The sequence below is a fragment of the Streptomyces sp. NPDC050619 genome (assembly GCF_040654815.1).
Lineage (GTDB): Bacteria > Actinomycetota > Actinomycetes > Streptomycetales > Streptomycetaceae > Streptomyces.
Window position 1 is genome coordinate 16,959 of sequence record NZ_JBFAIR010000051.1, and the last position, 24,536, is coordinate 41,494.

At 70.7% G+C, this 24,536-nt stretch carries 23 protein-coding genes; 18 read left to right on the top strand and 5 right to left on the bottom strand.

What is annotated here, in order from left to right; translation table 11 throughout:
* The first annotated feature begins 9 nt into the window (after window positions 1-9).
* Genes AB0I77_RS47815 through AB0I77_RS47835 form a run of 5 tightly spaced genes read left to right on the top strand, consistent with a single transcriptional unit; the run spans window position 10 to window position 5,097 of the window.
* Window positions 10-1,683: an AMP-binding protein gene (locus AB0I77_RS47815; protein WP_363289248.1), complete on the top strand. Its 1,674-nt coding sequence runs from the start codon at window positions 10-12 to the stop codon at window positions 1,681-1,683.
* Window positions 1,673-2,797 (top strand): cupin domain-containing protein, encoded by a 1,125-nt coding sequence (locus AB0I77_RS47820; protein ID WP_363289249.1) that lies wholly within the window; start codon window positions 1,673-1,675, stop codon window positions 2,795-2,797. The genes AB0I77_RS47815 and AB0I77_RS47820 overlap by 11 nt, the downstream gene beginning before the upstream one ends.
* Complete coding sequence (locus AB0I77_RS47825) at window positions 2,794-3,630, top strand: fumarylacetoacetate hydrolase family protein (RefSeq protein WP_363289250.1); 837 nt, start codon at window positions 2,794-2,796, stop codon at window positions 3,628-3,630. The genes AB0I77_RS47820 and AB0I77_RS47825 overlap by 4 nt, the downstream gene beginning before the upstream one ends.
* The gene (locus tag AB0I77_RS47830; protein ID WP_363289251.1) at window positions 3,627-4,325 is read left to right on the top strand and encodes a maleylpyruvate isomerase family mycothiol-dependent enzyme; all 699 of its coding nucleotides are present in this window, start codon (window positions 3,627-3,629) and stop codon (window positions 4,323-4,325) included. The genes AB0I77_RS47825 and AB0I77_RS47830 overlap by 4 nt, the downstream gene beginning before the upstream one ends.
* A 34-nt stretch (window positions 4,326-4,359) precedes the next feature.
* The gene (locus tag AB0I77_RS47835; protein WP_363289252.1) at window positions 4,360-5,097 is read left to right on the top strand and encodes an alpha/beta fold hydrolase; all 738 of its coding nucleotides are present in this window, start codon (window positions 4,360-4,362) and stop codon (window positions 5,095-5,097) included.
* A gap of 38 nt (window positions 5,098-5,135) precedes the next feature.
* Here the strand turns inward: AB0I77_RS47835 and AB0I77_RS47840 are convergent, their stop codons facing one another.
* From AB0I77_RS47840 to AB0I77_RS47855, 4 genes are all read right to left on the bottom strand, one after another.
* A complete protein-coding gene (locus AB0I77_RS47840; protein ID WP_363289253.1) occupies window positions 5,136-6,059 on the bottom strand; it encodes a proline/glycine betaine ABC transporter permease in 924 nt (307 codons plus the stop codon).
* Window positions 6,052-7,260, bottom strand: a complete 1,209-nt coding sequence (locus AB0I77_RS47845; protein ID WP_363289254.1) for a betaine/proline/choline family ABC transporter ATP-binding protein — start codon at window positions 7,258-7,260, stop codon at window positions 6,052-6,054. The genes AB0I77_RS47840 and AB0I77_RS47845 overlap by 8 nt, the downstream gene beginning before the upstream one ends.
* A gap of 5 nt (window positions 7,261-7,265) precedes the next feature.
* The gene (locus AB0I77_RS47850) at window positions 7,266-8,234 is read right to left on the bottom strand and encodes a glycine betaine ABC transporter substrate-binding protein (protein WP_363289255.1); all 969 of its coding nucleotides are present in this window, start codon (window positions 8,232-8,234) and stop codon (window positions 7,266-7,268) included.
* A 72-nt stretch (window positions 8,235-8,306) separates the two neighbouring features.
* Entirely contained in the window at window positions 8,307-11,417 is a 3,111-nt protein-coding gene (locus AB0I77_RS47855) for a DUF3604 domain-containing protein (RefSeq protein ID WP_363289256.1), read from the bottom strand.
* 303 nt (window positions 11,418-11,720) lie between these two features.
* Between AB0I77_RS47855 and AB0I77_RS47860 the strand changes: the two genes are divergently transcribed.
* The 12 genes from AB0I77_RS47860 to AB0I77_RS47915 all read left to right on the top strand — a co-directional run bounded on the left by AB0I77_RS47860 (window position 11,721) and on the right by AB0I77_RS47915 (window position 21,460).
* Complete coding sequence (locus AB0I77_RS47860) at window positions 11,721-12,692, top strand: LysR family transcriptional regulator (protein ID WP_363289257.1); 972 nt, start codon at window positions 11,721-11,723, stop codon at window positions 12,690-12,692.
* Window positions 12,693-12,961: 269 nt separating this feature from the next.
* Window positions 12,962-13,360 (top strand): cold shock domain-containing protein, encoded by a 399-nt coding sequence (locus AB0I77_RS47865; protein WP_363289258.1) that lies wholly within the window; start codon window positions 12,962-12,964, stop codon window positions 13,358-13,360.
* Between the two features lie 132 nt (window positions 13,361-13,492).
* Window positions 13,493-13,615, top strand: coding sequence for a putative leader peptide (locus AB0I77_RS47870; RefSeq protein WP_363289259.1), 123 nt, complete (start codon window positions 13,493-13,495; stop codon window positions 13,613-13,615).
* Between the two features lie 77 nt (window positions 13,616-13,692).
* Window positions 13,693-14,562 (top strand): glutathione S-transferase C-terminal domain-containing protein, encoded by an 870-nt coding sequence (locus tag AB0I77_RS47875; RefSeq protein ID WP_363289260.1) that lies wholly within the window; start codon window positions 13,693-13,695, stop codon window positions 14,560-14,562.
* 115 nt (window positions 14,563-14,677) lie between these two features.
* Window positions 14,678-14,827 carry a hypothetical protein gene (locus AB0I77_RS47880; protein WP_363289261.1) on the top strand — a complete coding sequence of 50 codons (150 nt, stop codon included), beginning with the start codon at window positions 14,678-14,680 and terminating at the stop codon, window positions 14,825-14,827.
* A 175-nt stretch (window positions 14,828-15,002) separates the two neighbouring features.
* Entirely contained in the window at window positions 15,003-15,986 is a 984-nt protein-coding gene (locus AB0I77_RS47885; protein ID WP_363289262.1) for an amino acid ABC transporter permease, read from the top strand.
* Window positions 15,983-16,768, top strand: coding sequence for an amino acid ABC transporter ATP-binding protein (locus AB0I77_RS47890; RefSeq protein WP_363289263.1), 786 nt, complete (start codon window positions 15,983-15,985; stop codon window positions 16,766-16,768). Before AB0I77_RS47885 ends, AB0I77_RS47890 begins: the two co-directional genes overlap by 4 nt.
* 72 nt (window positions 16,769-16,840) lie before the next feature.
* Window positions 16,841-17,863 (top strand): ABC transporter substrate-binding protein, encoded by a 1,023-nt coding sequence (locus tag AB0I77_RS47895; protein WP_363289264.1) that lies wholly within the window; start codon window positions 16,841-16,843, stop codon window positions 17,861-17,863.
* A 41-nt stretch (window positions 17,864-17,904) separates the two neighbouring features.
* Entirely contained in the window at window positions 17,905-18,615 is a 711-nt protein-coding gene (locus AB0I77_RS47900) for a GNAT family N-acetyltransferase (protein ID WP_363289265.1), read from the top strand.
* Complete coding sequence (locus tag AB0I77_RS47905) at window positions 18,612-18,794, top strand: putative leader peptide (protein WP_363289266.1); 183 nt, start codon at window positions 18,612-18,614, stop codon at window positions 18,792-18,794. The genes AB0I77_RS47900 and AB0I77_RS47905 overlap by 4 nt, the downstream gene beginning before the upstream one ends.
* A 75-nt stretch (window positions 18,795-18,869) precedes the next feature.
* On the top strand, window positions 18,870-20,066 hold the full coding sequence (locus tag AB0I77_RS47910; RefSeq protein ID WP_363289267.1) for an LLM class flavin-dependent oxidoreductase: 1,197 nt from the start codon (window positions 18,870-18,872) through the stop codon (window positions 20,064-20,066).
* 20 nt (window positions 20,067-20,086) lie between these two features.
* Window positions 20,087-21,460 (top strand): NtaA/DmoA family FMN-dependent monooxygenase, encoded by a 1,374-nt coding sequence (locus AB0I77_RS47915; RefSeq protein WP_363289268.1) that lies wholly within the window; start codon window positions 20,087-20,089, stop codon window positions 21,458-21,460.
* Between the two features lie 128 nt (window positions 21,461-21,588).
* Here the strand turns inward: AB0I77_RS47915 and AB0I77_RS47920 are convergent, their stop codons facing one another.
* On the bottom strand, window positions 21,589-22,674 hold the full coding sequence (locus tag AB0I77_RS47920) for a M12 family metallopeptidase (RefSeq protein ID WP_363289269.1): 1,086 nt from the start codon (window positions 22,672-22,674) through the stop codon (window positions 21,589-21,591).
* Between the two features lie 99 nt (window positions 22,675-22,773).
* Here AB0I77_RS47920 and AB0I77_RS47925 point away from each other — a divergent pair, with 99 nt between their 5' ends.
* Entirely contained in the window at window positions 22,774-24,525 is a 1,752-nt protein-coding gene (locus AB0I77_RS47925) for a LuxR C-terminal-related transcriptional regulator (RefSeq protein WP_363289270.1), read from the top strand.
* The last annotated feature ends 11 nt before the right edge of the window (window positions 24,526-24,536 follow it).

Genomic DNA, 24,536 nt, shown 5'->3' on the forward strand with positions numbered 1-24,536 from the left:
AGAACGACGATGCCCAGGCCGAGCAGCAAAGGCGCTGTGCCCTGGCCCGCGGAGTACGCGAGGCGATACTCCGAACAGGGCTACTGGGAGGGCCAGTCGATCGGCGACCGGCTGCACGCCGCCGCCGACTCCGCTCCCGACGCGGTCGCACTCGTCGACGGCGACCGGCGGCTGACATACCGTCAACTCGCCGGGCACGCTGACGCCACCGCACTGCGCCTGGCCGCGCTCGGGCTGCGCCCGGACGACCGGCTCGTGGTGCAGCTGCCCAACACCGCCGAGTTCGCGATCCTCACGTACGCCTGTCTGCGCCTCGGCGTCATCCCGGTGATGGCGCTGCCCGGGCACCGCAGACACGAGGTCGGTCACCTGGTGGAGCAGAGCGAGGCGGTCGCCGTGGCCGTCCCCGACTTCCTCAAGGGCCACGACCATCAGGCGATGGCGTTCGAGATCGCCGAGGACTCGCCAACTCTGCGGCATGTTCTGGTCCTTGGCGAGAAGGTCGGCGAGGATGCCGTGGATCTGCGGGAGTTGTGCTCCGCCAAGGGCACCCCGGCGGACCGTGCTGCCATGGACGCGCAGCGCCCCGACAGCCGCTCGATCGCCGTCTTCCTGCTCTCCGGCGGCACCACCGGACTGCCGAAGCTCATCGCCCGTACGCACGACGACTACGTCTACAACGCCCGCCGCAGCGCCGAGGTCTGTGAATTCGGCCCGGACACGGTGTACTTCGCCGCCCTCCCCCTCGGGCACAATTTCCCGCTCGCCTGCCCGGGCCTGCTGGGCACGCTGCTGAACGGCGGCCGGGTGGCCCTCGGCTCCCCCAACCCGGAGAAGGCGTTCCCGGTCATCGAGCGCGAGGGCGTCACCGCGAGCGCCCTGGTCCCGGCCATCGCCCAGGCCTGGCTGGACCACCACCGGGACAACCCGGGGACCGACCTCGGCTCCCTGCGCGTCCTCCAGGTCGGCGGCTCCCGGCTGGCCGACCACGTCGCCCGCCGGGTCCGCCCGGAACTGGGCTGCACGCTCCAGCAGGTGTTCGGCATGGCCGAGGGACTGCTCAACTACACGCGCCTGGACGACCCGGAGGACGTCATCTGTACGACGCAGGGGCGCCCCATGTCCGAGGACGACGAACTCCTCGTCGTCGACGAACTGGGCGACCCGGTCCCCGACGGCACACCCGGTGTGCTCCTCACCCGGGGCCCGTACACCCCGCGCGGCTACTACCGCGCCGAGGAGCAGAACGCCCGCGCGTTCACCGAGGACGGCTGGTACCGCACCGGGGACATCGTGCGGCTGCGGCCCGACGGCAACCTGGTCGTCGAGGGCCGCGACAAGGACATGATCATCCGAGGCGGGGAGAACATCTCCGCGGAGGAGATCGAGAACTTCGCCTACCAGACCCCGGGGGTCGCGCGCGCCGCCGCCGTGGCGATGCCCGACGCCCGGCTCGGTGAGCGGGTCTGCCTCTACGTCGTACCGGAACCGGCGCACACGGTGACCCTCGACGACGTCCACCACGTCATGGAGCGCGCCGGTGTCGCCCGCTTCAAGTTCCCGGACCGGCTGGTGACGGTACCCGAACTCGTCGCCACCAAGGTCGGAAAGATCGACAAGAAAGCCCTGCGCGCCGACATCACGCGCCGACTCGACGCCGAAGGAACCCCCGATGACCAGTGACTCAGTCATAGCGCCGGAGGAGACGGACCCCGAACTCCGCAAGCTGTACGACGGCTTCACAGCGGCCGGGCTCATCCCCCTGTGGACAGAGATCGGCAACCTCATGCCGCTCACCCCGCAGCCCGAGGCCGTCCCGCACGTCTGGCCGTGGGACACGCTCCTTCCGCTCGCCCGCCGGGCCGGTGACCTGGTGCCGGTCGGGCGCGGCGGTGAGCGGCGTGCCATCGCGCTCGCCAACCCCGGCCTGCCCGGACGCCCGTACGCGACTCCCAACCTGTGGGCGGCCGTTCAGTACCTGGGCCCGCGCGAGGTGGCGCCCGCGCACCGCCACGCGCAGGGCGCCTTCCGGTTCATCCTGGAGGGCGAGGGCGTGTGGACGGTCGTCAACGGCGACGCGGTCGAGATGCGCCCCGGCGACCTGCTGCTCACCCCCTCCATGCACTGGCACGGCCACCACCACGTCGGCGACGAGCCGATGGTCTGGCTGGACGGCCTCGACATCCCGCTCGTGCACCGACTCGACGCCGGCTTCTTCGAGTTCGGCGAGAACAGCGTGTCGGACCGGTCCACCCCGTCCCGGTCGCGGAACGAGCGGCTGTGGGGGCACCCGGGACTACGTCCGATCGCGGCCCCGGACAGCCCCAACTCCCCCCTCATGGCCTACCGTTGGGCCGACACCGACGACGCCCTCACCGCCCAGCTGGAGCTGGAGGACGAGGGACACCCGGGCGTCATCGAGCCCGGCCACGCCGGGATCCGCTTCACCAACCCGGCCACCGGGCGCGACGCCCTCGCCAGCCTGCGTACCGAGATGCACCGGCTGCGGGCGGGTGCGCGGACCGCCACCCGGCGCACGGTCGGTTCTTCCGTCTGGCAGGTCTACCGAGGCAGCGGCACCGTCACCCTCGACGACCGGGTGATCGAGGTGAGCGCAGGCGACCTGATCGCCGTCCCCTCCTGGTGCGCCCTGACCATCGCCGCGAACACCGGGCTCAACCTGTTCACCTTCAACGACGCGCCCGTCTACGAGGCGCTCGACCTCGCCCGCACCGAAACGCTCGCCCCCACCGAAACACTCACCCGCACCGAAACGACCGGGAGTACCCGCGCATGAAGCTCGCCACCATCCGCACCGCCGACGGCACCGCGGCCGTCCGCCTCGACGGCGACCGTGCCGTGGAGACCGGCGCCACCGATGTCGCCGCCCTGCTGCGCCGCCCGGACTGGCGTACGCACGCGGCCGCCGCCGACGGTCCGACGCACGACGTGGCCGCCCTCGACCTGGCCCCGGTCGTCACGACCCCGGCCAAGATCTTCTGCGTGGGCCACAACTACCGCGCCCACATCGCGGAGATGGGCCGCGAGATGCCGTCATACCCCGCTCTCTTCGCCAAGTTCGCCAACGTCCTGCTCGGCGCCCACGACGACATCGCCCACCCGGGCGAGACGGAGCAACTGGACTGGGAGGCCGAACTCGGCTTCGTCATCGGCTCCCGGCTGCGCCGCCGGGCCACCAAGGAGGAGGCGGCGGCCGCGATCGCCGGCTACACGGTCGTCAACGACATCTCCATGCGGGACTGGCAGTGGCGTACCCCGCAGTGGCTCCAGGGCAAGGCGTGGGAGGCCAGCACTCCGGCCGGGCCCTGGCTGGTCACGGGCGACGAGATCGACGACGCCGCCGATCTGGAGATCCGCCTCGAGGTGGACGGCGAGATCATGCAGCGCTCGCGGACGTCCGACCTGCTCTTCACCCCGGCGGACATCGCCGCGTACCTCAGCACGTTCACGACGCTGGAGCCTGGTGACCTCGTTCTCACCGGTACGCCGGGCGGGGTGGGCGCGGGCCGCGATCCCAAGGTGTTCCTGAAGCCCGGGCAGGTCGTACGGACCGTGGTCGAGGGGATCGGGGAGTGCGTGAACACCGTCGTCGAGGACAAGCAGCCGTGACCCCGCCGGCCTGGGTGGAGGAGGGGCAGCTCGCGCTGGAGCAGGCGGTCGACGCGCTGCCCGCCGACGCGGTGACCGAGCCGTCCGCCCTGCCCGGCTGGACCCGCGGACACCTGCTCACCCACCTCGCCCGCAACGCCGACGCCCTGGTCAACCTGCTGACCTGGGCACGGACGGGCATCCGTACGCCCATGTACGACTCGCCGGACCAGCGCGTGACGGACATCGAGGCGGGCGCCGGACGGCCCCTGGCCGAACAGCAGGCCGACGTACGCGAGTCCGCCGCCCGCTTCCGGAAAGCCGCCGAGGCGCTCTCGCCCGAGGCCTGGTCGGCCACCGTCGTCAGCGCGCAGGGCCGCGAGATCCCGGCGTCGGAGGTGCCGTGGCTGCGGGCTCGCGAGGTCTGGATCCACCTGGCCGACCTCCGCGTGGGCATCGGCATGGACGCCCTGCCGCCCGACTTCGCCTGGGCCCTCGTACGCGAGGTGGCCGGGTGGATGTCGGCCCGTATCGCCCCGGGTGTCGGTGCCGAACTGTCGGTGGACGGCCACGGCACCGTCGTCCTGGGCGACCCCGCTCCCGGCGTCGCGGTCACCGGACCGCCGTACGCCCTGGCCGCCTGGCTCACTGGCCGCAGCGGTACCGACGACCTGCACATCACCGGTGAACTCCCGGAACTTCCACGCTGGCTGTGAGCCTGATGTGGCCGATCGATCAAAGGAGATCGACATGAGCGAGACCAGCGAGACCTTCGTCCTGGTGACCGGAGCCTGTCACGGCGGATGGGCCTGGCGCCCGGTCGCGGCCGAGTTGAGAGCGGCCGGGCACCAGGTGCACACCCCCACCCTGGCCGGGCTGGGCGCCGACGACGACCCGCGCGGCGTGACCCTCACCGACTGTGTGAACAGCCTCGTGGACTACGTCGAGCGTGCCGACCTGACCGACATCACCCTGCTCGGCCACAGCTGGGGCGGCTTCGTCCTGACCGGCGCGGCGCCGAAGCTCGCAGCCCGGACAAGACGCCTGGTCTTCTGGAACGCGTTCGTCCCGAACGACGGCGAGTCCCTGATCGACGCGTGCCCGCCGCACTACGGCGAGATGTTCCTCGCCGTGGCGGCCGCCTCCGGGAACGACACGGTGACCTTCCCCTTCGAGGTCTTCCAGCAGGCGTTCATGCAGGACGCCAGTGAGGAGACCCAGCGCCTGGTCCACTCCCTGCTCGTCCCGCAGCCCCTGGGCACCTTCACCGAGAAGGCGGACACGACGGCGTTCGCCGCACTCGACATCCCCACCGCCTACGTCCTGTGCACGGAAGACCTCGCCCTTCCCGGGGAGTGGGCCTGGGCCGACCGCTTCCTGCCACGGCTCAAGGACCCGCTGGTCATCGAGACCCCGGGCAGCCACGAGGCCCTCTTCACCCGCCCCGCCGAACTGGCCGACGCGTTCGTCCGGGCCTGCGCGGTATAGACCTCCCGGGCTTGCACGGGTGAGCGTTTCCGTCACGCTCACCCCACCGCGACGGCTTCGACATCGGCGCCCTCGGGTTCGCGGTCCTGCTCCACCGTTCGGCGGCGGGCGAAGCGGGACCGCAACCGCGTGGTGCGGGGCCGCGGCGTCCCGAGACCGCCGGTGACCCGGTCGAGGAAGATCGCGAGGATGACCACCGAGAGACCGCCCTCGAACCCGGCGCCGATGTCGAGCTGTGTCACGCCGCGGACCACGACCTCGCCGAGCCCGCCGGCGCCGACCATGCCCGCGATGACGACCATGGACAGGGCCAGCATGATCACCTGATTGACGCCGGCCATGATGGACGGCATCGCCAGCGGTACCTGGACCTGCCGCAGCACCTGCCGGGGCCGTGAGCCGAACGCGTGGGCCGCTTCGACGATCTCCCGGTCGACCTGCCGGATGCCGAGTTCGGTGAGACGGACCGCGGGCGGGATCGCGAAGACGATCGTCGACACGACGCCGGGCACGACGCCGATGCCGAAGAAGAAGACGGCGGGGATGAGGTAGACGAACACCGGCAGGGTCTGCATCAGGTCCAGCACCGGACGGGTCACCGAGCTGACCAGGGTGCTGGTGGCGGCCCAGATCCCGATCGGCACTCCGATCACGACGGCCGCGCCGGCGGCGATGAGGACCACGGTGAGCGTCTGCATCGCCTCGGTCCACAGTTCCATCGAGTCGACCAGCAAGAACGCCAGAACCGTGAAGACGACCAACTGCCAGCGGCGGGACGCGAACCACGCGATGACGGCGAAGACCGCGATCATGACCAGGTAGGCCGGGTTGTGCAGCACCGCGTAGACGGCGTTGACCAGTGTGGTCAGCAGCGAGGAGACACCGTCGAACAGCCCGCCGAAGTGGCGGAGCAGGAACTGGATGACGTTGTCGATGGAGCGGCCGACGGGGATCCTAGGCATGGGTGAGCCTCCGCGAGGACGCGAGGGCGGACAGGATGGCCGCGCGGGGCACGACGCCCAGCAGCCGGCCCTCGGCGACGACCGCGATCGGGACGGCGTGCTTGCCCGCGAGGTCGATGAATTCGACCAGCGGCTGGTCCGGTGGCACGGTGTGGTACTCGTCGATCACACAGCGGGCCAGATCCGGCTGCCCGGCACGCACGGCCGTGGCCAGATCACCGTCCCGGGCGATGCCGAGCAGCTGCTCGTCGTCGTCCAGTACGAAGACGCCGTTGGCCTCGGCGTTCCCCAACCGGTCCAGTACTCCCACGGGGGTGTCGCGGATGCTCGCGGTGAGCAGCGCGGGCCGCATCACGGCCGCGGCGGTCAGCACCCGGGAGCGGTCCACGTCGGAGACGAAGTCGCTGACGTAGCTGTCGGCCGGCGAGGAGAGGATCTCCGGCCCGGTGCCGCACTGCACGACCCGGCCGTCCCGCATCACCATGATCCGCTGCCCGATCCGCATGGCCTCGTTCAGGTCGTGCGTCACGAAGACGATCGTGCGCTGCCGGTCCTCCTGGAGATGCAGGAGCAGATCCTGCATGTCGCGGCGGATCAGCGGATCCAGCGCGCTGAACGGCTCGTCCATCAGCAGAATGTCCGCTTCGGTCGCCAGCGCGCGGGCCAGACCGACCCGTTGCTGCATTCCGCCGGACAACTGGTGCGGGTAGGCGTCGCCGCGATGGCCGAGGCCCACCTGGCGCAGTGCCAAGTCGGCGCGCTCCAGCCGCTCCTTGGCCGGGACGTAGCGGATCTGGAGCCCGTACGCCGCGTTCTCCCGGACGGAGAGGTGCGGGAGCAGTGCGAAGTGCTGGAACACCATGCTGATCCGGCGGTTGCGCAGGTCGCGCAGGTCGGCCGGGTTCATCCCGGTCACCTCGGTCCCGTCGATCCGCAGCGAGCCGGAGGACGGCTCCACGAGCCGGTTGATCATCCGAATGAGGGTGGACTTGCCCGAGCCCGACAGGCCCATGACGACGAACAGTTCGCCCTGCGCGATGCTGAGGGCGACGTCATGGACGGCCAGATTCCCGCCGGCCGCCGTGACGGCCGCGGCGAGGTCCCGCCCGGGATCCGCACCGGCGAGCAGAGCCGCCGTTTTACGGTCGGGCAGCCCGTACACCTTGTTCAGGCCCGAGCCTTCGATCATCGGGGTGGTCATGGCGCTCAGCCTCCGGTCACCGCGGCCGCGGCGTCCTTGCCGCCGACGGTCTTGACCCCGGAGAGCCAGGTGTTGACGGTCTCGGGGTTGGCGGCGATCCATTCCTTGGCGATGCTCTGAGCCGACTGCTTCTTGTTGTCGTAGGCGTCGATCCATGCGGACGCGGTCGGCGCGTCGGTGCGCATCTGTGAGAGGAAGCGGACCAGGTTGGGGTCCTCCTTCTTCAGTCCGGACCGGGTGAGCACCCTGATCCGACCGGCACCGGGCCAGACCTTCTCCGGGTCGGCGAGGAACGTCACCTTCCACTTGACGACCATCCAGTGCGGCTGCCAGGCCAGGAACACCACCGGTTGGTTCTTCGCCACCCGGCGCGTGACCTCGGCGAGCATGGCCTCCGTGCTGCTGGTGACCAGCTTCCACTTGCCGAGGCCGTACGCGTTCTTCTTGATCGCGTCGAGGATGTACTGATTGCCCGGTGAGCCCGGCTCGATGCCGAGGATCTCGTGGTCGAACAGGTCTCCGTAAGCGGCCAGATCCGCGAGCGAGTCGATCTTCAGCTTCTTCGCCATGGCACCCGGGATGCCCGGTGCGTACTGCGTACCGGTGAGCATCGTGCCGGACACCGAGACGGAACCGTCGTCGATCATCTTCCCGAACACCGGCTTCTGCGACGGCCACCAGTTGCCGAGATACGCGTCCGCCTTGCCGGTGGACAGCGCCTGGGCGGCCAGCGGGACCGAGACCTCCTGCACGGACGGGCTGTAGCCGAGTTTCTTGAGAATGTCGCTCGCTATCTGGTTCTCGACGACCAGGTCCTGCCAGGGCTGCTGGACGAAGCGGACCGGGTGGGAGCCGCCGTCGCTGCCGGAGCCGAAGGCGCTCGCGTTGTCGTCGCCGCCGCACCCGGAGAGCAGCAGGGGCAGTGTGACGGCCACGGAGGTGAGGCCGAGAAGTCGTCTTCGCGTGATGCGCATGGGTTTCTCCTGATTCCGAATTCCGAGGTTCCGACGTTCCGAGGTCCCGGGGGACGATGTGGGTGGAGCGGTTCAGCGCCCCGTCGGCTCTTCGGGGATGTTCGGGATGTTCGGGGTGTTCGGGGTGTTCACCCAGACGGGAGACGACCACGCCATCTCGCCGTCGATCTGAAGGACGCGTACGTAGTAGTAGGCGGCGCCGTCCGGTTCGTCGGTCCAGGTCAGCCGCTGCTCAGTGGTGCCGAGGGAGGTGAGGCCCCCGGTGCCGCGCTCCAGGAGCAGGCGCCCGCCGCGCGTGCCCGGGACTTCGACGGTCTCCTTCAGCAGGTGCTCCAGCGTGACGGTGACGCAGCCCTGCTCGGCCGTCAGTTCGACGGTCGCCTCGGGCGGGCCCACCAGCGTCAGCTCGATCCCGCCGCGCTGCGATCCGTAGGGTGCGCCGAAGGACTTGGTGGACGCGGTCCACCGCACCTCGTCCTTGCCCGCGGCGACCACCTCGGGACCCCAGAAGGGTGTCTGCACGATCTCGGCGCCACCCTCGGTCCGGATGCGTCCGCTCCAGTCGGTGGTGACGTCGCTCTGCCCGAACTCCACCCGCAGCGGCATCTCCACCCAGCCGTCCGGCAGGCCGAGATCCGGGGTGAGACTCTGGACGGTCTCTCCGTCGCGGACCAGTTCGACACGCGCCAGGTCCCTGAACCCCTGGGCGAAGACCTCGATCTCGACCGGTCCGACCGGCCCGTCGCCGAGCTCGACCTCGCTGCCCATGAAGGCGCCCGCCACCCGTACGTCGACGATGACGTCCCGGGTGGTCGCCCCGAACACCCGGCGCTGCTGGAGCGCCTCGAACACGCCCTGACGGTCGAGACGTTCGGCGAACGCGCCGACGTAACTGGCTCCGTTGCCGTGGTCGGAACTGGCGATCAGCCCGAAGCGGTGGCCCCGGCGCAGTCCGTCCAGGACGAACGTGCCGTCGAGCGTTCCGTCGGAGTACTGGCGGAAGCACCCCTGCTGCTCGTAGTTGCCGCGACAGGCCTGGAACACCTCGACCAGGCGCAGGTATTCGGGGTCGTAGTAGTCCCAGTCGTACGGGATCATCGCCGAACCCGGGTGATGCGGAATGGTGAGCGCCGGGTAGTCCGGGTGCCGGCGCAGGCTCGCCCACAGCTCGTCCGGCGTCTGCGAACCGGCCGCGAAGGACGAGTAGATCGGCGCCCCGCGCTCCTCGGAGCCGTAGATGACGTTCTGGTGGCCGGTGTTGCCCGTCCATTCGAAGCCGTACAGCGGCACGAACCGGCCGTCGACCCGGAACAGGTCGGCGATCTTCTGGATGGACCACCACTGGTACGCGCTGCTGTTCTCCGAATGGTCGGTGACCGCCCAGAAGTCGTAGTCGCAGACGTCCCAGCCGTAGCGGTAGAAGTCCTCCAGCGACGGTTCATCGCCGGAGGTGCACCTGCTGACCAGCGAGTGACGGTGCAAGTCGCCCCAGTAGAGGGTGAGTTCACGGCCGTCGACGTCCGTGCGGTAACGCGGGCTGTCCTCGGCCGCCCACCCGCGAACCTCGCGGCGGTCGCTGCTCGCCACGACCTCGATGCGGTGACCGGCGTGCGCGGGACCGCCGTCGGCCGGGATGACCGCCGACATGATCGCGCCGACTCCGTGCATGCCGTGCCAGACCACCGACCCGAGGTGCTCAAGGAGCTTCGGGCACTCCCGGCCGCCGAACCCCTCCGTCCAGGTGAGGCTGCGGTCCAGCCGTCCGTCGGTCTGCCAGGCGAGCAGGGTGCCGCCCGCGACCGGGGTCACCGCGACCTCTTCGAGGGTCCCGTCGCTGTTGGTGAAGGTGGTGGGCTTGGACCAGCCGTCCGGACCGAGCGTCTGCGCGGCGACTTCCCAGTAGTACGTCATGAGCGGGAGCCTGCGGTGGATGCGGTAGGTGACCGTGAGGCCGCCGTGCGCGTCCGCGGCCAGCCGGGGCAGCCCGCCCGGCACGACGTCCAGGTCCGGTGCCAGGATCCCCTCGGCTTCGAGCAGGCCGTCGTCCGTCACCTTCACCACCCGCAAGGACGCGGTCACTTCGGGCAGCAGCTCCGAAGGCACCGCGTCACCGCTGTCCCGTACGCCGGTGATGTGCGGGGCCTCGTCGAGTTCGCTCGCGGGCCGCAGCCGCGTGGGGCCCGAACCGCCGTGTCCATGCACGGCGATGAGGTCGAAGGCGCACCAGATCCCGCCGTCGGCGGTCACCGCGAGGCTCGGGTGCAGCGCGTAGTCGGTCCCCGAGCTCACCGGACGCACCGGCCCCAGCAGACCCGCGCTGTCGGCGGTGCACATGACGATCCGGTACGAGCCGCCCACGTACTCCGACCAGGCGTACGCGCTGCCGCCCTCCGGCCGCGCCGCCACCGTGGGGTCCCAGGCGTTGCCGGCCGCGCCCTTGCTGACGAGCCGGGCTTCGTCCCACGTCCCGCCCTGCCAGCGCCGGGACCAGATGCCGAAGCCGGAGTCGTACGGCCCCTGCCACACCACTTCGACGCTGCCGTCCTGGTGGGCCACGATCTCCTGGTTGAAGGAAGGGTGACCGGTACCGCTGACGCACTGCGCCGGTCCCCACCCGGACGCGGAGTCGAAGCGGTGGGCCCAGACGTCCACCCGGCCGTCCGCCGCCGCCCGCCCGTAGCAGACCCAGGGCACGCCCTCGGCGTCGAACACCGCGGAAGGCCGGAAGCAGTCGGACGGGCCATCGTCCAGCGCGACGGGTGTCGCGTCGGCCGTCGGGCTGTCCGCGAGGGCCGCGACGACGCGCTCCCCGACCCCTTCCTCCCATTCGATCCACACGTGCAGCACCCGGCCGTCGGCCGCCGCCGCGACCGCGGGGCGGGCCGCCGACCGGGGCTCGCAGACGGCCCGGGCCGCGACCCGCCGGTGCCCGAGGAGACGGGGGGCGGTGCTCAACGCCTCGTCGGCGGTGGCCAGATACTCCGTGAGGCGGCCACCGCCCTCGTCGACCCACATGTAGCGCATGGGGTCGGGATCCAGCACGGCTTCGACGGCCGAGAGGTCGACACAATTCTCCATCGCCGTGGCCAGGCGGCGGTTGAACGCGAGTACCCGGTCGAGGTCCAGCCGTTGGCGTGCGGTGTAGCCCGCCTCGTGGTGATCCAGGCCGCAGCAACTCGTCATGGGCAGGCGTCCTTTCGGAGAGATGGATATTCGCGGGGAAGCAGACGGGAAAGTAGACGGGGAAGTAGACGGGGAAGCAGACGGGGGAGTGGCGGTGGAGTCGCGGAGGTGAGAAAAAAGGGGGGCACGGCAGCGCGAAATGACGCACGCGTTTCCGTCTGATTTCCATGCGCGGCGCCGGCTGGGCCACATGCACACCGGCGCCTCGTGCGATGCCACGATCCTGCGCATGAGCCTTTCCCGACAATGGGGTTGGGCCACTCGACGAAGACCGATTCTCGACTTGTGCGATAGGGTTTCCCTATGGAGCGTCGCCAGCTGGAGTACTTCCTCGCGATCGTTCAGTACGGTGGCTTCACCAATGCCAGTCGGCGCCTTCGCGTGGCGCAGCCGTCCCTGTCGCAGGCGATCCGCGCCCTTGAGCGCGATCTCGGCGCACCCCTGTTCAACCGGCTCGGCCGGGGCGTGGGCCTCACGGCGGCAGGTCAGGCGCTGGTCCGGCCGGCACAGCAGACGCTGCGGGACTTCACCACGGCCCGGGTGTCCGTGGAGCAGGTCATCGGCCTGACCGGTGGCCGGCTCGACATCGTCGCGCTCACCACTCTCGCCGTCGACCCATTGGCCGGTCTGATCGGCCGCTTCCGTGAATTGCACCCGCTGGTGGACATCAGGGTCGCCGATCCGGAACACGACAATGCCGTCACCGGAATGGTCCGCACGGGGGAATGCGAACTCGGCCTCGCGGAATCCCCCGCAAATCTCGGCGGCCTGGACCATTTCAAGCTTCCGGATCAGGAATTCCTGGCCGTACTTCCGCCGGGCAGCAGGCCGCCCCGGTCAACCGCGCTGCCCCTCGCCGAGTTGGCCGAACTGCCCCTGGTGTCGAGTCCGGAAGGCACCGCGATGCGCACCCTGGCCGACCGTGTCCTGACCGTGCGCGGGGCGCGGCCCCGGGTCGCGGTCGAGACCACTCACCGAGCTGCCATCGTCCCGCTCGTACTGTCCGGTGCCGGGGCCGCGCTGCTGCCGCGCTGGCTCGCCGAGGACGCCGGGCGGCGCGGGGCGCTGGTCATGCCCACCACGCCCCGGCTGGTGCACAACGCCGTGATGATGTGGCGCAGCCAGCAGCTCTCCACGGCAGCGGCGGCCTTCCTCGACCTCGTCCGGAAGGACTCCGGCACTGCCGCCGGCGAGTTGCCGGAATTACCCGTCCGGCCTCTTGAGGGATGCGAACGGCGAATGCGTCCCGAAAGCAAGCTGGCCACAGGGGACTGAGAGCGCTGGGACCTTGCTCAGCAGGGTGCGGTGGTCGGTGGCGAGGGCCGCGACCAGGTCGCGGCCTTGACCGCGAAGGGGAGAACGAGGTGGAGCTTGATCTCTCCGGGACCTGCGGGGGAGTGGTCCAGGAGCCCCGGTACTGAAGGGGCTCAGGGCTCCGCACGGGCGGGCCTCGCGAGATTCGGCGGAGGCCGGTACATTTCGCGTCGGTGTGTACTGCGGGGGGAGTCCCCGGAAGTTGTTGCTGTGTCGCGGAGGTGTGGGCTGTGTTGATGACTGGCAAGGTTCTGCGTTTCGACGAGGTCCGTGGTTACGGATTTATCGCCCCCTCGGAAGCGGGCGAGGACGTCTTCATGCACGCGAACGACCTGCTCGACGAGAAGTACCTCTACCACGAGGGCAGCGAAGTCGAGTTCTTCATGGAGATGGGGGAGAAGGGGCCCAAGGCATCGGAGATCCGCCTGGTCTACCAGCCCTCCGCCAACCGGATCCCCGCCACGCGTCCGGCCGCGCCGGGCGAGGCCCCGGGGATCGGGCAGTTCCGCACCGAACTGACCGAGGCGCTGGTGGGTTCGGTCGACTCGCTCACCGCGGCGCAGATCAGGCAGGTCCGCAATTGCGTCGTCGACCTGGCCCGGTCGAAGGGTTGGCTCACCACGTCATAAGGGATCGCACATATGGGGCCGTCACCGGTGTGGCGGCCCCACACGCATGCCCGCGGCGTGGACGCCCCCTTGACGTCACGCGGAGGCCGATCGACACTCCAGTGGGGAATCCTAGTGAACAGGTAGGGAAACATGGGGCGCCTTGGTCCGGTCACCAGCCGCGTGAGCCGCACGTCTCGGCCGTCCCCTCTTCTGACCTCCCGTCGTCACATCGATCTGCTGCGCGTCTGCAGCGCGATCAGCCCCCTGGGCTGAGCCGGCTCTCCTGCCCGCTCCTCGCCCGACGTCGCCTCCGCCGCACGTACGTCCGCGCACCCACCCCGGGGAGACCCATGTCCGTGACACCGCTCGCCCTCCTTCACTCCGAGCAGTCCGCCCCCGCCTTCCGCGGGCGGATCGGCAGCGACGCGCGCAGCGGGCACTACGCCGTGCCGCGCCGCTACCGGATCCATCTGTCGCCCGGCTGTCCGCACTGTCTGCGCATCGCCGTCGTCCACGGCCTGCTCGGTCTCGACGACGTCTGTCCGGTGACGTTCCTGGACGCCGTGCCCGACTGCCCCGACGGCGGTCACTCCGCGCTGCGCCCGCTGTACGACGCGAGCGCGCACCGCTACGGCGGCGCGGCCCTGGCGCCGGTGCTCAGCGACGACTGGTCGGGACGGATCGTCAGCACCCACGCCCCGGACATCATGCGCGACCTGGCCCGGCACTTCGGCACCGGGCGCCCCGCGCTGTACCCGTGCGGGGCGGAGGCGGAGATCGAGGCCGTCGAGCGGCTGTGCGGACAGGACATCGAGCAGGCCGCGCAGCGGGCCGGCGCGCCGGGCACCGAGCCGGCCGAGCGTGCCGCGGCGCTCGACAAGCTGCTGGAGACGCTGGGGGCGCTGGAGCGGTGGCTCGTCAGTCGTGAGTATCTGATCCGGGATCAGATCAATGCGGCCGACGTCGAGTTGTGGGTCACCCTGGTCCAACTCGACACCGTGCACCGGCACCACCTGGACGCCGCCGCGGTGCACCGCATCGCCGGCCATCCCACCCTGTGGGCTTACGCCCGCCGCCTGGCCGCCCACCCGGCCTTCGGTGGCCGACTCGACCTCGACGGTATCGCGCGCCGGCACCACGCCCACTGCCGGGGCCTGGAGGCCGCCGGTGCGGCGGTGCAGATCCTGGACTGGGCTGCCCACGCGGCTCAAGGACGCTGAGCGCTGCTGAGACGTTCCAACTGATGGACCGGCGTTGACACATGTCCGGACAGCTGCCTTAGCCTACGGACCACAAGAGCCCCCCGGACCTCCGAGATCAGTGACGGTGACGGACATGTACGCAGTACCCAGGACGGCCGCGCGCCGCGCCCAGGGCTGCGTACTGCCGTACGCCAACCCGCTCGTCGCTGACCGGGCCGTCGATCTGCTCCGCGTGAGCAGCGCACTGTGTACCGCACCGGGCCGTGCCCGCTGTCGGGGCTGACGTCCTTTCCAGCCCCCGCGTTCCTGACGAACACCGCCCCCGCGGTGTGCCGTTGTCCGCCCAGCCCCCGGTTCCCGTGCGTCCCCGTGTGCCACGTTCTGCCGCCGTAGAGCGGCCGCCGTAGGGGCACCACGTTCGCCGTGTCCGGGGGGTCCGACTCCGCCGGAGCCCTTTCATGAGTGAACCCCCAGGCGCCGCCATGTCCCTCGCCGAGGCACCGCCGCCCGCCGACGCGCCGTCAAAGCAGCTCGCCGCCCAGCGAGTTCTGCCGCTGCGGCGTCCCGGCCGCTGGATCGCCACCGCGGTCGTCCTGGTCCTGGCGGCCCAGTTCGTCCACGGTCTGGTGTCCAACCCCTTCTACCAGTGGGACCGTTTCGGCTACTGGTTCCTGCGGCCGACCATTCTCGACGGTCTCCTCATCACCCTCGAAGTCACCGCCTACAGTGCGGTGCTGGGACTTCTCGGTGGCATTCTGCTCGCCGTGGCCCGGCTCTCGAAGAGCCCGGTGCTGCGTGCGGTCAGCTGGACCTACATCTGGGCACTGCGTTCGATCCCGCTGATCGTGGTGCTGCTGTTCCTCTACAACTTCAGTGCCCTCTACCAGACGCTCAGCGTCGGCGTGCCCTTCGGGCCGGCCTTCTTCACCTTCGACGAGTCCCGGCTCGCCACCGACATGGTCGTCGCCGTCATCGGCCTCAGCCTCAATGAGGCGGCGTACGCGGCCGAGGTCGTCCGCGGCGGAATCCTCTCCGTCGACCAGGGCCAGCACGAGGCGGCCTCCGCGCTCGGCCTGCCGAAGGGCTACCAGTTCAGGAAGATCGTCTTCCCGCAGGCGCTGCGCTCCATCACCCCGAACTACGTCAACCAGCTGATCGGCCTCATCAAGGCCACCTCGCTGGTCTTCTACGTGTCCCTGCTCGACCTGTTCGGCACCGCGCAGACCATGGGCGCCACCTACCCCGGCGACATCGTGCCGCTGCTGCTGGTCGTGACCGTCTGGTACCTGATCCTCACCAGCGTCGTGTCCGTCGTCCAGTTCTACGTCGAGCGGTACTACGCCCGGGGCGCCACACGGACCCTGCCGCCGACGCCGTTGCGGAAACTGCGGACCACTCTCGCCGATCTGCGGGCCCGCATGCGTCGGGAGGCCGGCGTATGACTGCCGAGGTGCTTCAGAACGCGGCCGCCGCCATCGAGGTGCACGACGTGCACAAGTGGTACGGCACTCACCGGGTGCTGGACGGCGTCGACCTGACCGTGCGGCCCGGTGAAGTCACCGTGATTCTCGGCCCGTCCGGCTCCGGGAAGTCCACCCTGCTGCGGGTCATCAACCACCTGGAGAAGCCGGAGATCGGCTACGTCAGCATCAACGGCGAGCTCATCGGTGTACGCCGGCAGGGCGAACGTCTGAAGGAGCTGAGCGAGCGGGCCATCCTGACGCAGCGCAGCCGCATCGGCTTCGTCTTCCAGAACTTCAATCTCTTCCCGCACCTCACCGTGGTGGACAACGTGGCCGCCGCCCCGGCGGCGACCGGGAAGCTCGGCAAGGCCGAGTCCCAGGCACTCGCCCGGGAACTCCTTGACCGGGTCGGTCTGGCCGACAAGGCCGCCGCCTACCCACGGCAGTTGTCGGGCGGCCAGCAGCAGCGCGTGGCCATCGCACGCGCCCTGGCGCTGCGTCCCGGCGTCATCCTCTTCGACGAGCCGACCTCCGCGCTCGATCCCGAACTCGTCGGTGAGGTCCTCGCCGTCATCAAGGACCTGGCGAGGAGCGGCACCACCCTGGTGATCGTCACCCACGAGATCGGCTTCGCCCATGAGATCGCCGACCGGGTCGTCTTCATCGACGGAGGCCGGATCGTCGAACAGGGCCCGCCCTCCGAGGTCCTGGACAAGCCGCGGCACGAACGGACCCGGGACTTCCTGAGCAAGGTGCTCTGACCCGGCCGGCGCCCGGAACCCCGCTTCCCCACCCACGCCACCTTCACGACCCTCTGAATGACAAGGACAGCCATGCCCACCCAGCTCTCCCGACGCAGCCTGATACGCGGCATCACCGCGGCGACCGCCGTCACCGCCCTGGCCACCGGGCTCGCCGCCTGCGGGGGCGACAGCGACGCCGCCACCAAGACCGACACCGCCGGCACGGTCACCGTGGGGCAGCTGTCCAACGGCGCCGCGAAGGAGACCACCCTGAAGGTCTCCGAGGTGAAGTCCATCAGCGCCGAGCTGCCCGCCGCCCTCAAGAAGAGCGGCAAGCTGGTGATCGGATCCGGCACGCTGCCCTCCGGCAGTCCGCCGCTCGGCTTCGTGGGAGACGACCAGAAGACGATCACGGGCTCCGAGCCCGACCTCGGCCGGCTGGTGGCCGCCGTCCTCGGCCTCGAGCCCGAGGTGCGCCGGTCGACCTGGGAGAACCTGTTCATCGGCCTCGACAGCGGAAAGGTCGATGTGGCCTTCTCCAACGTCACCGACACCGAGGAGCGCAAGCAGAAGTACGAGTTCGCCTCCTACCGCAAGGACGATCTCGCCTTCGAGGTGAAGAAGGACAACACCTGGAACTTCGACGGCGACTACGAGAGCCTCGCCGGCAAGACGGTCTCCGTCGCCAACGGCACCAACCAGGAGAAGCTCCTCCTGGAGTGGAAGGCGAAGCTGGCCAAGGAGGGCAAGAAACCCCTCACCGTCAAGTACTTCCAGGAGACCAACAGCATCTATCTGGCGCTGAGCAGCGGCAAGATCGACGCCTACTTCGGCCCCAGCCCGAATCTCGCCTACCACGCGGCGAAGACCGCCAGGACGCCTCAGGCGACCCGTATCGCGGGCCAGTTCTCCGGTGCCGGTGAGTCGCTCCAAGGCCTGATCGCCGCGACGGCGAAGAAGGACAGCGGCCTTGCCAAGCCCCTCGCCGACGCCATCAACTACCTGATCGAGAACGGCCAGTACGCCAAGTGGCTCGCCGCCTGGAATCTCTCCAACGAGGCCGTCGCCAAGTCCGAGGTCAACCCGCCCGGACTGCCACTGACCAATTCCTGACGGGCCGTCATCGTACGGCGCATGGAGAGGACTTCGTCACAGTGATCCATCAGCTCGACCTCCGCGGTGACGGAGGCCTCGACAGCCGCGTGCTGAACAACCCCGTCTGGTCCGCACTGGACGGCCCGCACGCCGGCTTCGCCGAACGGAACGGACAGGCGGCGCGCTACCCGGTGGACGTGTACGCGTTCGCCGCCCTCGCCGATCCCGGGGATCCGGCCGCCTGGGCCGACCTGCACACGCTCGTCGGCCCGGCAACCGTCGTACGGATCAAGCCTGCCGAGCAGGTCCCCGACGGCTGGGAGGTGGTCGGCGGCGGGGTCGGCGTGCAGTTGGTCGACACCGCGCTGCGGGCCGAGCCCGCCCCCGAGGCGGTACGGCTCGGCCCCGACGACGTACCCGAGATGCTCGACCTGGTTGCCCGCACCGAGCCGGGCCCGTTCCTCAAGCGGACCATCGAACTCGGCACCTACCTCGGCATTCGCGAACGAGGACGGTTGATCGCCATGGCCGGAGAGCGACTGCGCCCGCAGGGCTGGACGGAGATCAGCGCCGTCTGCACGGACCCGGAGCACCGCGGCCGGGGCCTGGCCACCCGGCTGATCCGCGCGGTCGCCGCGGGCATCCGCGAACGTGGCGACACCCCGTTCCTGCACGCCGCCGCGGACAACACCCCCGCGATCCGGCTGTACGAGTCGATCGGCTTCACCCTGCGCCGCCGGTCCACCATTCTCCTGGTGCGCACACCATGAACGGGAACACAGCGCGAGGCCGCGGCGTTGTGACCCACGACGAGATCTGCGCGGCGCCGCCGCGCGCGCCCAGATGCAAGGAGGTGACGGCCGTGACACGCACACTCCACGCCGTCCACCTCCACTCCCGGCCCCACATCGATCTCCAGCGCGTAGCCGGCGCGCTCTGTTGCTCCTGACCCCGTTGCCCCTGCACCTGCCCTGCCTCCCGCGGGCCGGTGATCTCGTACGGACCTCCAGGAAGGCACCCACCCGTGTCCCCTTCTCCTTTGCTGCACCTCGCCGTCGCCCTGGACGGCACCGGCTGGCATCCCGCCTCCTGGCGCGAGCCAGTGGCCCGCCCCCGCGACCTGTTCACCGCCGGATACTGGGCCGACCTGGTCGCCGAGGCCGAACGCGGTCTGCTCGATTTCGTCACCATCGAGGACGGCCTCGGCCCGCAGTCCTCCCACTTCCTCGACCCGGACGAGCGCACCGACCAGGTGCGCGGCCGCCTGGACTCCGTCCTGATCGCGGCCCGCATCGCCCCGCTGTCCCGGCACATAGGCCTGGTCCCGACCGCGGTGGTCACCCACACGGAGCCCTTCCACATCTCCAAGGCCATCGCCACCCTCGACTACGTCAGCACGGGACGCGCGGGCCTCAGGGTGCAGGTCAGCGCCCGCCCGAACGAGGCCGCGCACTTCGGCCGCCGCACCATCCCGCGCATCGAGGCCTACGACAGCCCGGACATCCGGGAACTGGTGACCGACCTCTTGGACGAGACCGCCGACTACGTCGAGGTCGTGCGCCGGCTCTGGGACAGCTGGGAGGACGACGCGGAGATCCGGGATGTCGTCACCGGCCGCTTCATCGACCGGGACAAGTTGCACTACATCGACTTCGAGGGCAGCCACTTCAGCGTCAAGGGCCCCTCCATCACGCCCCGCCCGCCGCAGGGCCAGCCCCTCGTCAGCGTCCTCGCTCACGACACCGTCCCGTACCGTCTGGTGGCCCGCGCGACCGACGTCGGCTACACCACCCCGCACGACGCCGACCAGGCCCGCGCGATCGTCGCGGAGATCCGCGCCGAGCAGGAGACGGCAGGGCGTGCCGGCGAACCCCTGCACGTCTTCGGTGACTTGGTGGTCTTCCTCGACGAGGACCCGGCCGAGGCCGCCGCTCGCCGGGACCGGCTCGACACCCTCGCGGGGGAGCCGTACACCAGCGACGCCCGCATCTTCGCCGGTACGCCCGCCCAACTCGCCGATCTCCTCGGCGAGTTGCAGGCGGCCGGGCTCACCGGCTTCCGGCTGCGTCCCGCCGTCCTCGGCCACGACCTGCCGGCGATCACCCGGGGCCTGGTCCCCGAACTCCAGCGCCGCGGTGCCTTCCGCCGCGCCTACGAGGCCGACACCCTGCGCGGACTGCTGGGCCTGCCCCGCCCCGCCAACCGCTACGCCGCCGCCTGAGCCGGAAGGACCGCAGAACCATGAGCAAGCCGCTGAAGCAGATCCACCTGGCCGCGCACTTCCCCGGCGTCAACAACACCACCGTGTGGAGCGACCCCGCGGCCGGCAGCCACATCGAGTTCAGCTCCTTCGCGCACTTCGCACAGACCGCCGAACGCGCCAAGTTCGACTTCCTGTTCCTCGCTGAAGGGCTCAGGCTGCGTGAACAGGGCGGAAAAATCTACGACTTGGACGTCGTCGGCCGCCCCGACACCTTCACCGTCCTCGCCGCGCTCGCCGCCGTCACCGAACACCTCGGGCTGGCCGGCACCATCAACTCCACCTTCAACGAGCCCTACGAGGTCGCTCGCCAGTTCGCCAGCCTCGACCACCTCTCCGGCGGCCGCTCCGCCTGGAACGTCGTCACCTCCTGGGACGCCTTCACCGGCGAGAACTTCCGCCGCGGCGGCTTCCTCCCGCAGGACGAGCGCTACTCCCGCGCCGAGGAGTTCCTCGCCACCACGAACGAACTCTTCGACTCCTGGCACGGCGACGAGATCCTCGCCGACCAGGCCACCGGCACCTTCCTGCGCGACGCGAAGGCCGGATCCTTCGTCCACACCGGACAGCACTTCGACATCCAGGGCCAGTTCAACGTCCCGCGCTCCCCGCAGGGCCGCCCCGTCATCTTCCAGGCCGGTGACTCCGACGAGGGCCGCGAGTTCGCCGCCGCCGGCGCCGACGCGATCTTCAGCCGTTACGCCACTCTGAAGGAAGGCCAGGCCTTCTACACGGACGTCAAGAACCGCCTCGCCAAGTACGGCCGCGGCCACGACCAGCTCAAGATCCTGCCCGCCGCGACCTTCGTGCTCGGCGACACCGACGCCGAGGCGGAGGAGCTCGCCAAGGAGGTGCGCCGCCAGCAGGTCAGCGGGGCCACCGCCCTCAAACACCTGGAGTTCGTCTGGAACCGGGACCTCTCCTCGTACGACCCGGAGGGCCCGCTGCCCGACATCGACCCGTCGGTGAGCGAGGAGCACATCTCCCGGGGCCGCGCCCAGGTGCGCATGTACCGAGACCCGTTGGCCACCGCCCGCGAGTGGCGCGAACTCGCCGCCGCCAACAACTGGTCCATCCGCGACCTGGTCATCGAGACCGGCAACCGGCAGAACTTCGTCGGCGCCCCGGCCACCGTCGCCCGGACCATCAACGACTACGTCCAGGCCGATGCCAGCGACGGCTTCATCCTCGTCCCGCACATCACCCCGACCGGCCTCGACATCTTCGCGGACAAGGTCGTCCCGCTGCTCCAGGAGCAGGGCGTGTTCCGCACCGAGTACGAGGGCCCGACCCTCCGCGACCACCTGGGCCTGACCCACCCGGACGACGTACGGAGCGAACGCGTGGCCTCGTGATGCCCCTCGGGGCGGCCCGGCATGGCGTGGTCGCGGACGTCACCCTCCCCCGAAGGTGACGTCCGCGACCGCTTCCCCCGGCGCCGGACAGTGGTCCAGCCTCGCCCGTGTGCGGCCTGCTCGTGCTGTTACCAGCACATGACAGCTGTTTCCCCCGAACCCCAGCTGGAGTACAGGCGCACACGGACGAAGTAGCGGCGGCCCTTGACGAGATGGGCCTTGATCGTGGCGTTGCGCGTGGTGCCCCCGTCGTCCTGGCCGGTGAGGTAGCGGGGCTCGCCGTCCCGCTCCTCGAAGACCACGACGAGGGCGTCGCTCTCGCCGAAGATGCCCACGGTGTACTCGCGGGTCTCCGGCGGCTCGACGGTGAAGTCCGCCTGCTCGCCCGGGCCGAGGGCGAGCGGCGCCGAGCGGAAGGGCACCAGCGCCGCCGGCCGCGGCAGGGCGGCGGGCGGGTACCAGCGCAGGACGTACTCCTTGTCGGCGGGGGAGACGGTGCCGGGCGGGTTCAGGCCCGCGCGGTACTGCTCCGGCTCCAGGATCAGCCCCGCCTCGAAGGGATACTCCATGATCGACTGCGGATCCCAGACGGAGCCGTTGACCTCGTCCGGGTCCAGCTTGCGCAGGATGTTGAAGAACGTCCTGTCCCGGCTCCAGAAGTTCGGCGGGCCCGCCAGATCGGCGTAGACGGCCTCGTCGTCCCAGTGGATGCCGGCGAACGGGCTCTGGTGCTCGTGCAGCATGCCGAGCGCGTGCCCGATCTCGTGCAGGGCCGTCCCGCGCTCCCCGGGCGCGGTGAGGTCCCAGCCGAAGTTCATGGTGCGTTCGTGCAGGCCGACCTGGAGGGCGTCCTTGCCCACGGTCGACCAGGAGCCGTCGCCGAGCTGGAACCCGATCCGCAGCTCGGCCTCCGAGCGGTCCCCGACCTCGGCGAACGACACGCCGATGCCGAGGTTCTGCCACTCCTGGAAGCACTCGCGTACGACGTCCCGCTGATCCTTGGCGCCGACCCACGACACCCGCCGGGTCGCCCCGGTCCCCGGTACCGGAATGACGGACGCGTCGGTGTCGTCGTCGAAGAAGTAGTAGTGCAGCACGGTGTTGTTGACCCACATCCGGCTTCCGCCGATGAGCGCACTGAGCCGCTCGGCGGCCAGCCCCGGCGCGAAGGCGGGGGCAGGCTGCTGCGCGAGGGAGCAGTAGCGTGCGGTCATGGCGCCAAGACTGCCGTCCGCGCCCCCCGGGCACCTGAGTCGGGGGCTACTCAAGTCCCCCTGTATCAAACGTGAGTATGGGCGCTCTTGTTAGTCGTGATGACATTCGAACGGGACGCCAAGACCCTGGAGCTGCCCTGGCCCTTCACCGGCCGGGAGGACGAACTCGCCCTGGTCCGCCGGGCCATGGCCGCCGCCCGCCCCGGCATCGTGGTGACCGGCCCGGCGGGCAGCGGCAAGACCAGGCTCGTCACGGAAGCCGTCCGCGGCACCGACTGCGTCAAGGCGGCCGGGACCCCCGAGACACAGCGGATCCCCTTCGCCGCGTTCGCGCACCTGCTGCCCGAGTCGGTCACGCTGCATCGCGCCGTCCAACTGCTGTCCGGCACCCGGCTGTTGCTGGTCGACGACGCCCACCTGCTGGACGACGCCTCGGCCGCCCTGGTCCACCAGCTGGCCGTGCACGGACGCACCCGCCTGCTGGTCGTGGCCACCGACGGCGTTCCGGTGCCGAGTGCGGTGTCCCGGCTGTGGACCGGGGAGCTGCTGCCGCGTCTCGCCCTGGAACCGCTGCCCCGGGAGGAGACGGCGCAGCTGCTGGCGGCCGGCGCCGCCGACGGCCCGGAGCCGCTCACCGTCAACCGGCTGTACCGCCTGTGCCAGGGGGACCTGCGCCTGCTGCGCGACCTGCTGGGCGCGGTGCGCGGGCGCGGACTGCTCACCCGGGTCCCCGGCTGCGACGCCCACGCCTGGCGCGGACCGGTCCCGCTCACCGCGACCGTTCGCGAACGGACCGCGCACGTCCTCGACCGCCCCTGCCCCGAGGAGCGCGAGACCCTGGAACGGCTGGCCTTCGCCGAGCCCCTCCCGCTCCACATGGACGACCTCGCCCTGCACGCTCTCGAACACCTGGAGGCCGAGGGCCTGGTCCGGGTCGACGACCACGGCGCCGTACACCTCGCCCATCCCCTCTACGGCCCCGTACTGCGGGCCGCCGCCGGAAAGCTGCGGGCCCGGCGGCTGGCCCGCACGCCGGACAGCTGCGCCCCCGCCCTGGCGGCGGAGTCGGCCGCGCTGACGACCGGGATCGAGCGGGCCGACGTACGGGCGATTCCCACGCCCGTGGGGGAGTGGCTCGCGCAGGAGGGCCTTACGGTGCCGGCCCGGTACGCGGCCGTACGGGCGCGGTTCTCGCGGTTGCGGGGGGAGCTGCGGGAGGCGGCGGCCTGGGCGCGGGAGGGGCTGCGCGAGGCTCCCGAGGATCCGACCTGCCGTCTCGAACTCGCCCTCGCCACTGCCCAGTCAGGTGAGGTGACGGTTCTCCAGGAGTCCAGTGGCGGGGCCCTGGAAGCGATCACTGACGATCCCTACGACGCCGTCCGCCGCGGCGCACCCGAGCAGGCCGCCGGCCGGCTGACCGGGGTCTTCGCCGCCCACGCCGAGGCTCTCGCCCGCGGCGACGGCCCGGCCCTGGACCGGGCGGCGGTACGGCTGGAGGAGCGGGGCTTCCTGCTCTTCGCGGCGGAGGCGTACGCCCAGGCCGTACGCGCCCACCGCGACCCGCGCGCCGCGCGCACCTCACGCACCCGCGCCGTCGCGCTGGCCCGGCGCTGCCAGGGCGCCCGCACACCGGCACTGGCGGGGCTCGTCCTGGGCGAACTGACCGCCCGGCAGCGGCAGATCGTCACCCTCGCGGCCGCCGGCCTCAGCAACCGGCAGATCGCGGAGAAGCTCACCCTGTCGATCCGCACCGTCGGCAACCACCTCTACAGCGCGTACGCCCGGCTCGGTGCCAGTGACCGCGGCGCGCTCCCGTGGCTCATGGAACTGCCCGAAGCGCAGCCGGCCTGAGCCGCACCCCC

Excerpts from the sequence above, each read along its gene's own strand:
- AB0I77_RS47875 (WP_363289260.1), top strand. The coding sequence starts at position 13,693 with ATGTCCGTGACACCGCTCGCCCTCCTTCACTCCGAGCAGTCCGCCCCC.
- AB0I77_RS47920 (WP_363289269.1), bottom strand. The coding sequence starts at position 22,674 with ATGACCGCACGCTACTGCTCCCTCGCGCAGCAGCCTGCCCCCGCCTTC.
- AB0I77_RS47885 (WP_363289262.1), top strand. The coding sequence starts at position 15,003 with ATGAGTGAACCCCCAGGCGCCGCCATGTCCCTCGCCGAGGCACCGCCG.
- AB0I77_RS47840 (WP_363289253.1), bottom strand. The coding sequence starts at position 6,059 with ATGCCTAGGATCCCCGTCGGCCGCTCCATCGACAACGTCATCCAGTTC.
- AB0I77_RS47820 (WP_363289249.1), top strand. The coding sequence starts at position 1,673 with ATGACCAGTGACTCAGTCATAGCGCCGGAGGAGACGGACCCCGAACTC.
- AB0I77_RS47860 (WP_363289257.1), top strand. The coding sequence starts at position 11,721 with ATGGAGCGTCGCCAGCTGGAGTACTTCCTCGCGATCGTTCAGTACGGT.
- AB0I77_RS47825 (WP_363289250.1), top strand. The coding sequence starts at position 2,794 with ATGAAGCTCGCCACCATCCGCACCGCCGACGGCACCGCGGCCGTCCGC.
- AB0I77_RS47880 (WP_363289261.1), top strand. The coding sequence starts at position 14,678 with ATGTACGCAGTACCCAGGACGGCCGCGCGCCGCGCCCAGGGCTGCGTA.
- AB0I77_RS47890 (WP_363289263.1), top strand. The coding sequence starts at position 15,983 with ATGACTGCCGAGGTGCTTCAGAACGCGGCCGCCGCCATCGAGGTGCAC.
- AB0I77_RS47905 (WP_363289266.1), top strand. The coding sequence starts at position 18,612 with ATGAACGGGAACACAGCGCGAGGCCGCGGCGTTGTGACCCACGACGAG.
- AB0I77_RS47915 (WP_363289268.1), top strand. The coding sequence starts at position 20,087 with ATGAGCAAGCCGCTGAAGCAGATCCACCTGGCCGCGCACTTCCCCGGC.
- AB0I77_RS47870 (WP_363289259.1), top strand. The coding sequence starts at position 13,493 with ATGGGGCGCCTTGGTCCGGTCACCAGCCGCGTGAGCCGCACGTCTCGG.
- AB0I77_RS47815 (WP_363289248.1), top strand. The coding sequence starts at position 10 with ATGCCCAGGCCGAGCAGCAAAGGCGCTGTGCCCTGGCCCGCGGAGTAC.
- AB0I77_RS47855 (WP_363289256.1), bottom strand. The coding sequence starts at position 11,417 with ATGACGAGTTGCTGCGGCCTGGATCACCACGAGGCGGGCTACACCGCA.
- AB0I77_RS47895 (WP_363289264.1), top strand. The coding sequence starts at position 16,841 with ATGCCCACCCAGCTCTCCCGACGCAGCCTGATACGCGGCATCACCGCG.
- AB0I77_RS47850 (WP_363289255.1), bottom strand. The coding sequence starts at position 8,234 with ATGCGCATCACGCGAAGACGACTTCTCGGCCTCACCTCCGTGGCCGTC.
- AB0I77_RS47835 (WP_363289252.1), top strand. The coding sequence starts at position 4,360 with ATGAGCGAGACCAGCGAGACCTTCGTCCTGGTGACCGGAGCCTGTCAC.
- AB0I77_RS47845 (WP_363289254.1), bottom strand. The coding sequence starts at position 7,260 with ATGACCACCCCGATGATCGAAGGCTCGGGCCTGAACAAGGTGTACGGG.
- AB0I77_RS47925 (WP_363289270.1), top strand. The coding sequence starts at position 22,774 with ATGACATTCGAACGGGACGCCAAGACCCTGGAGCTGCCCTGGCCCTTC.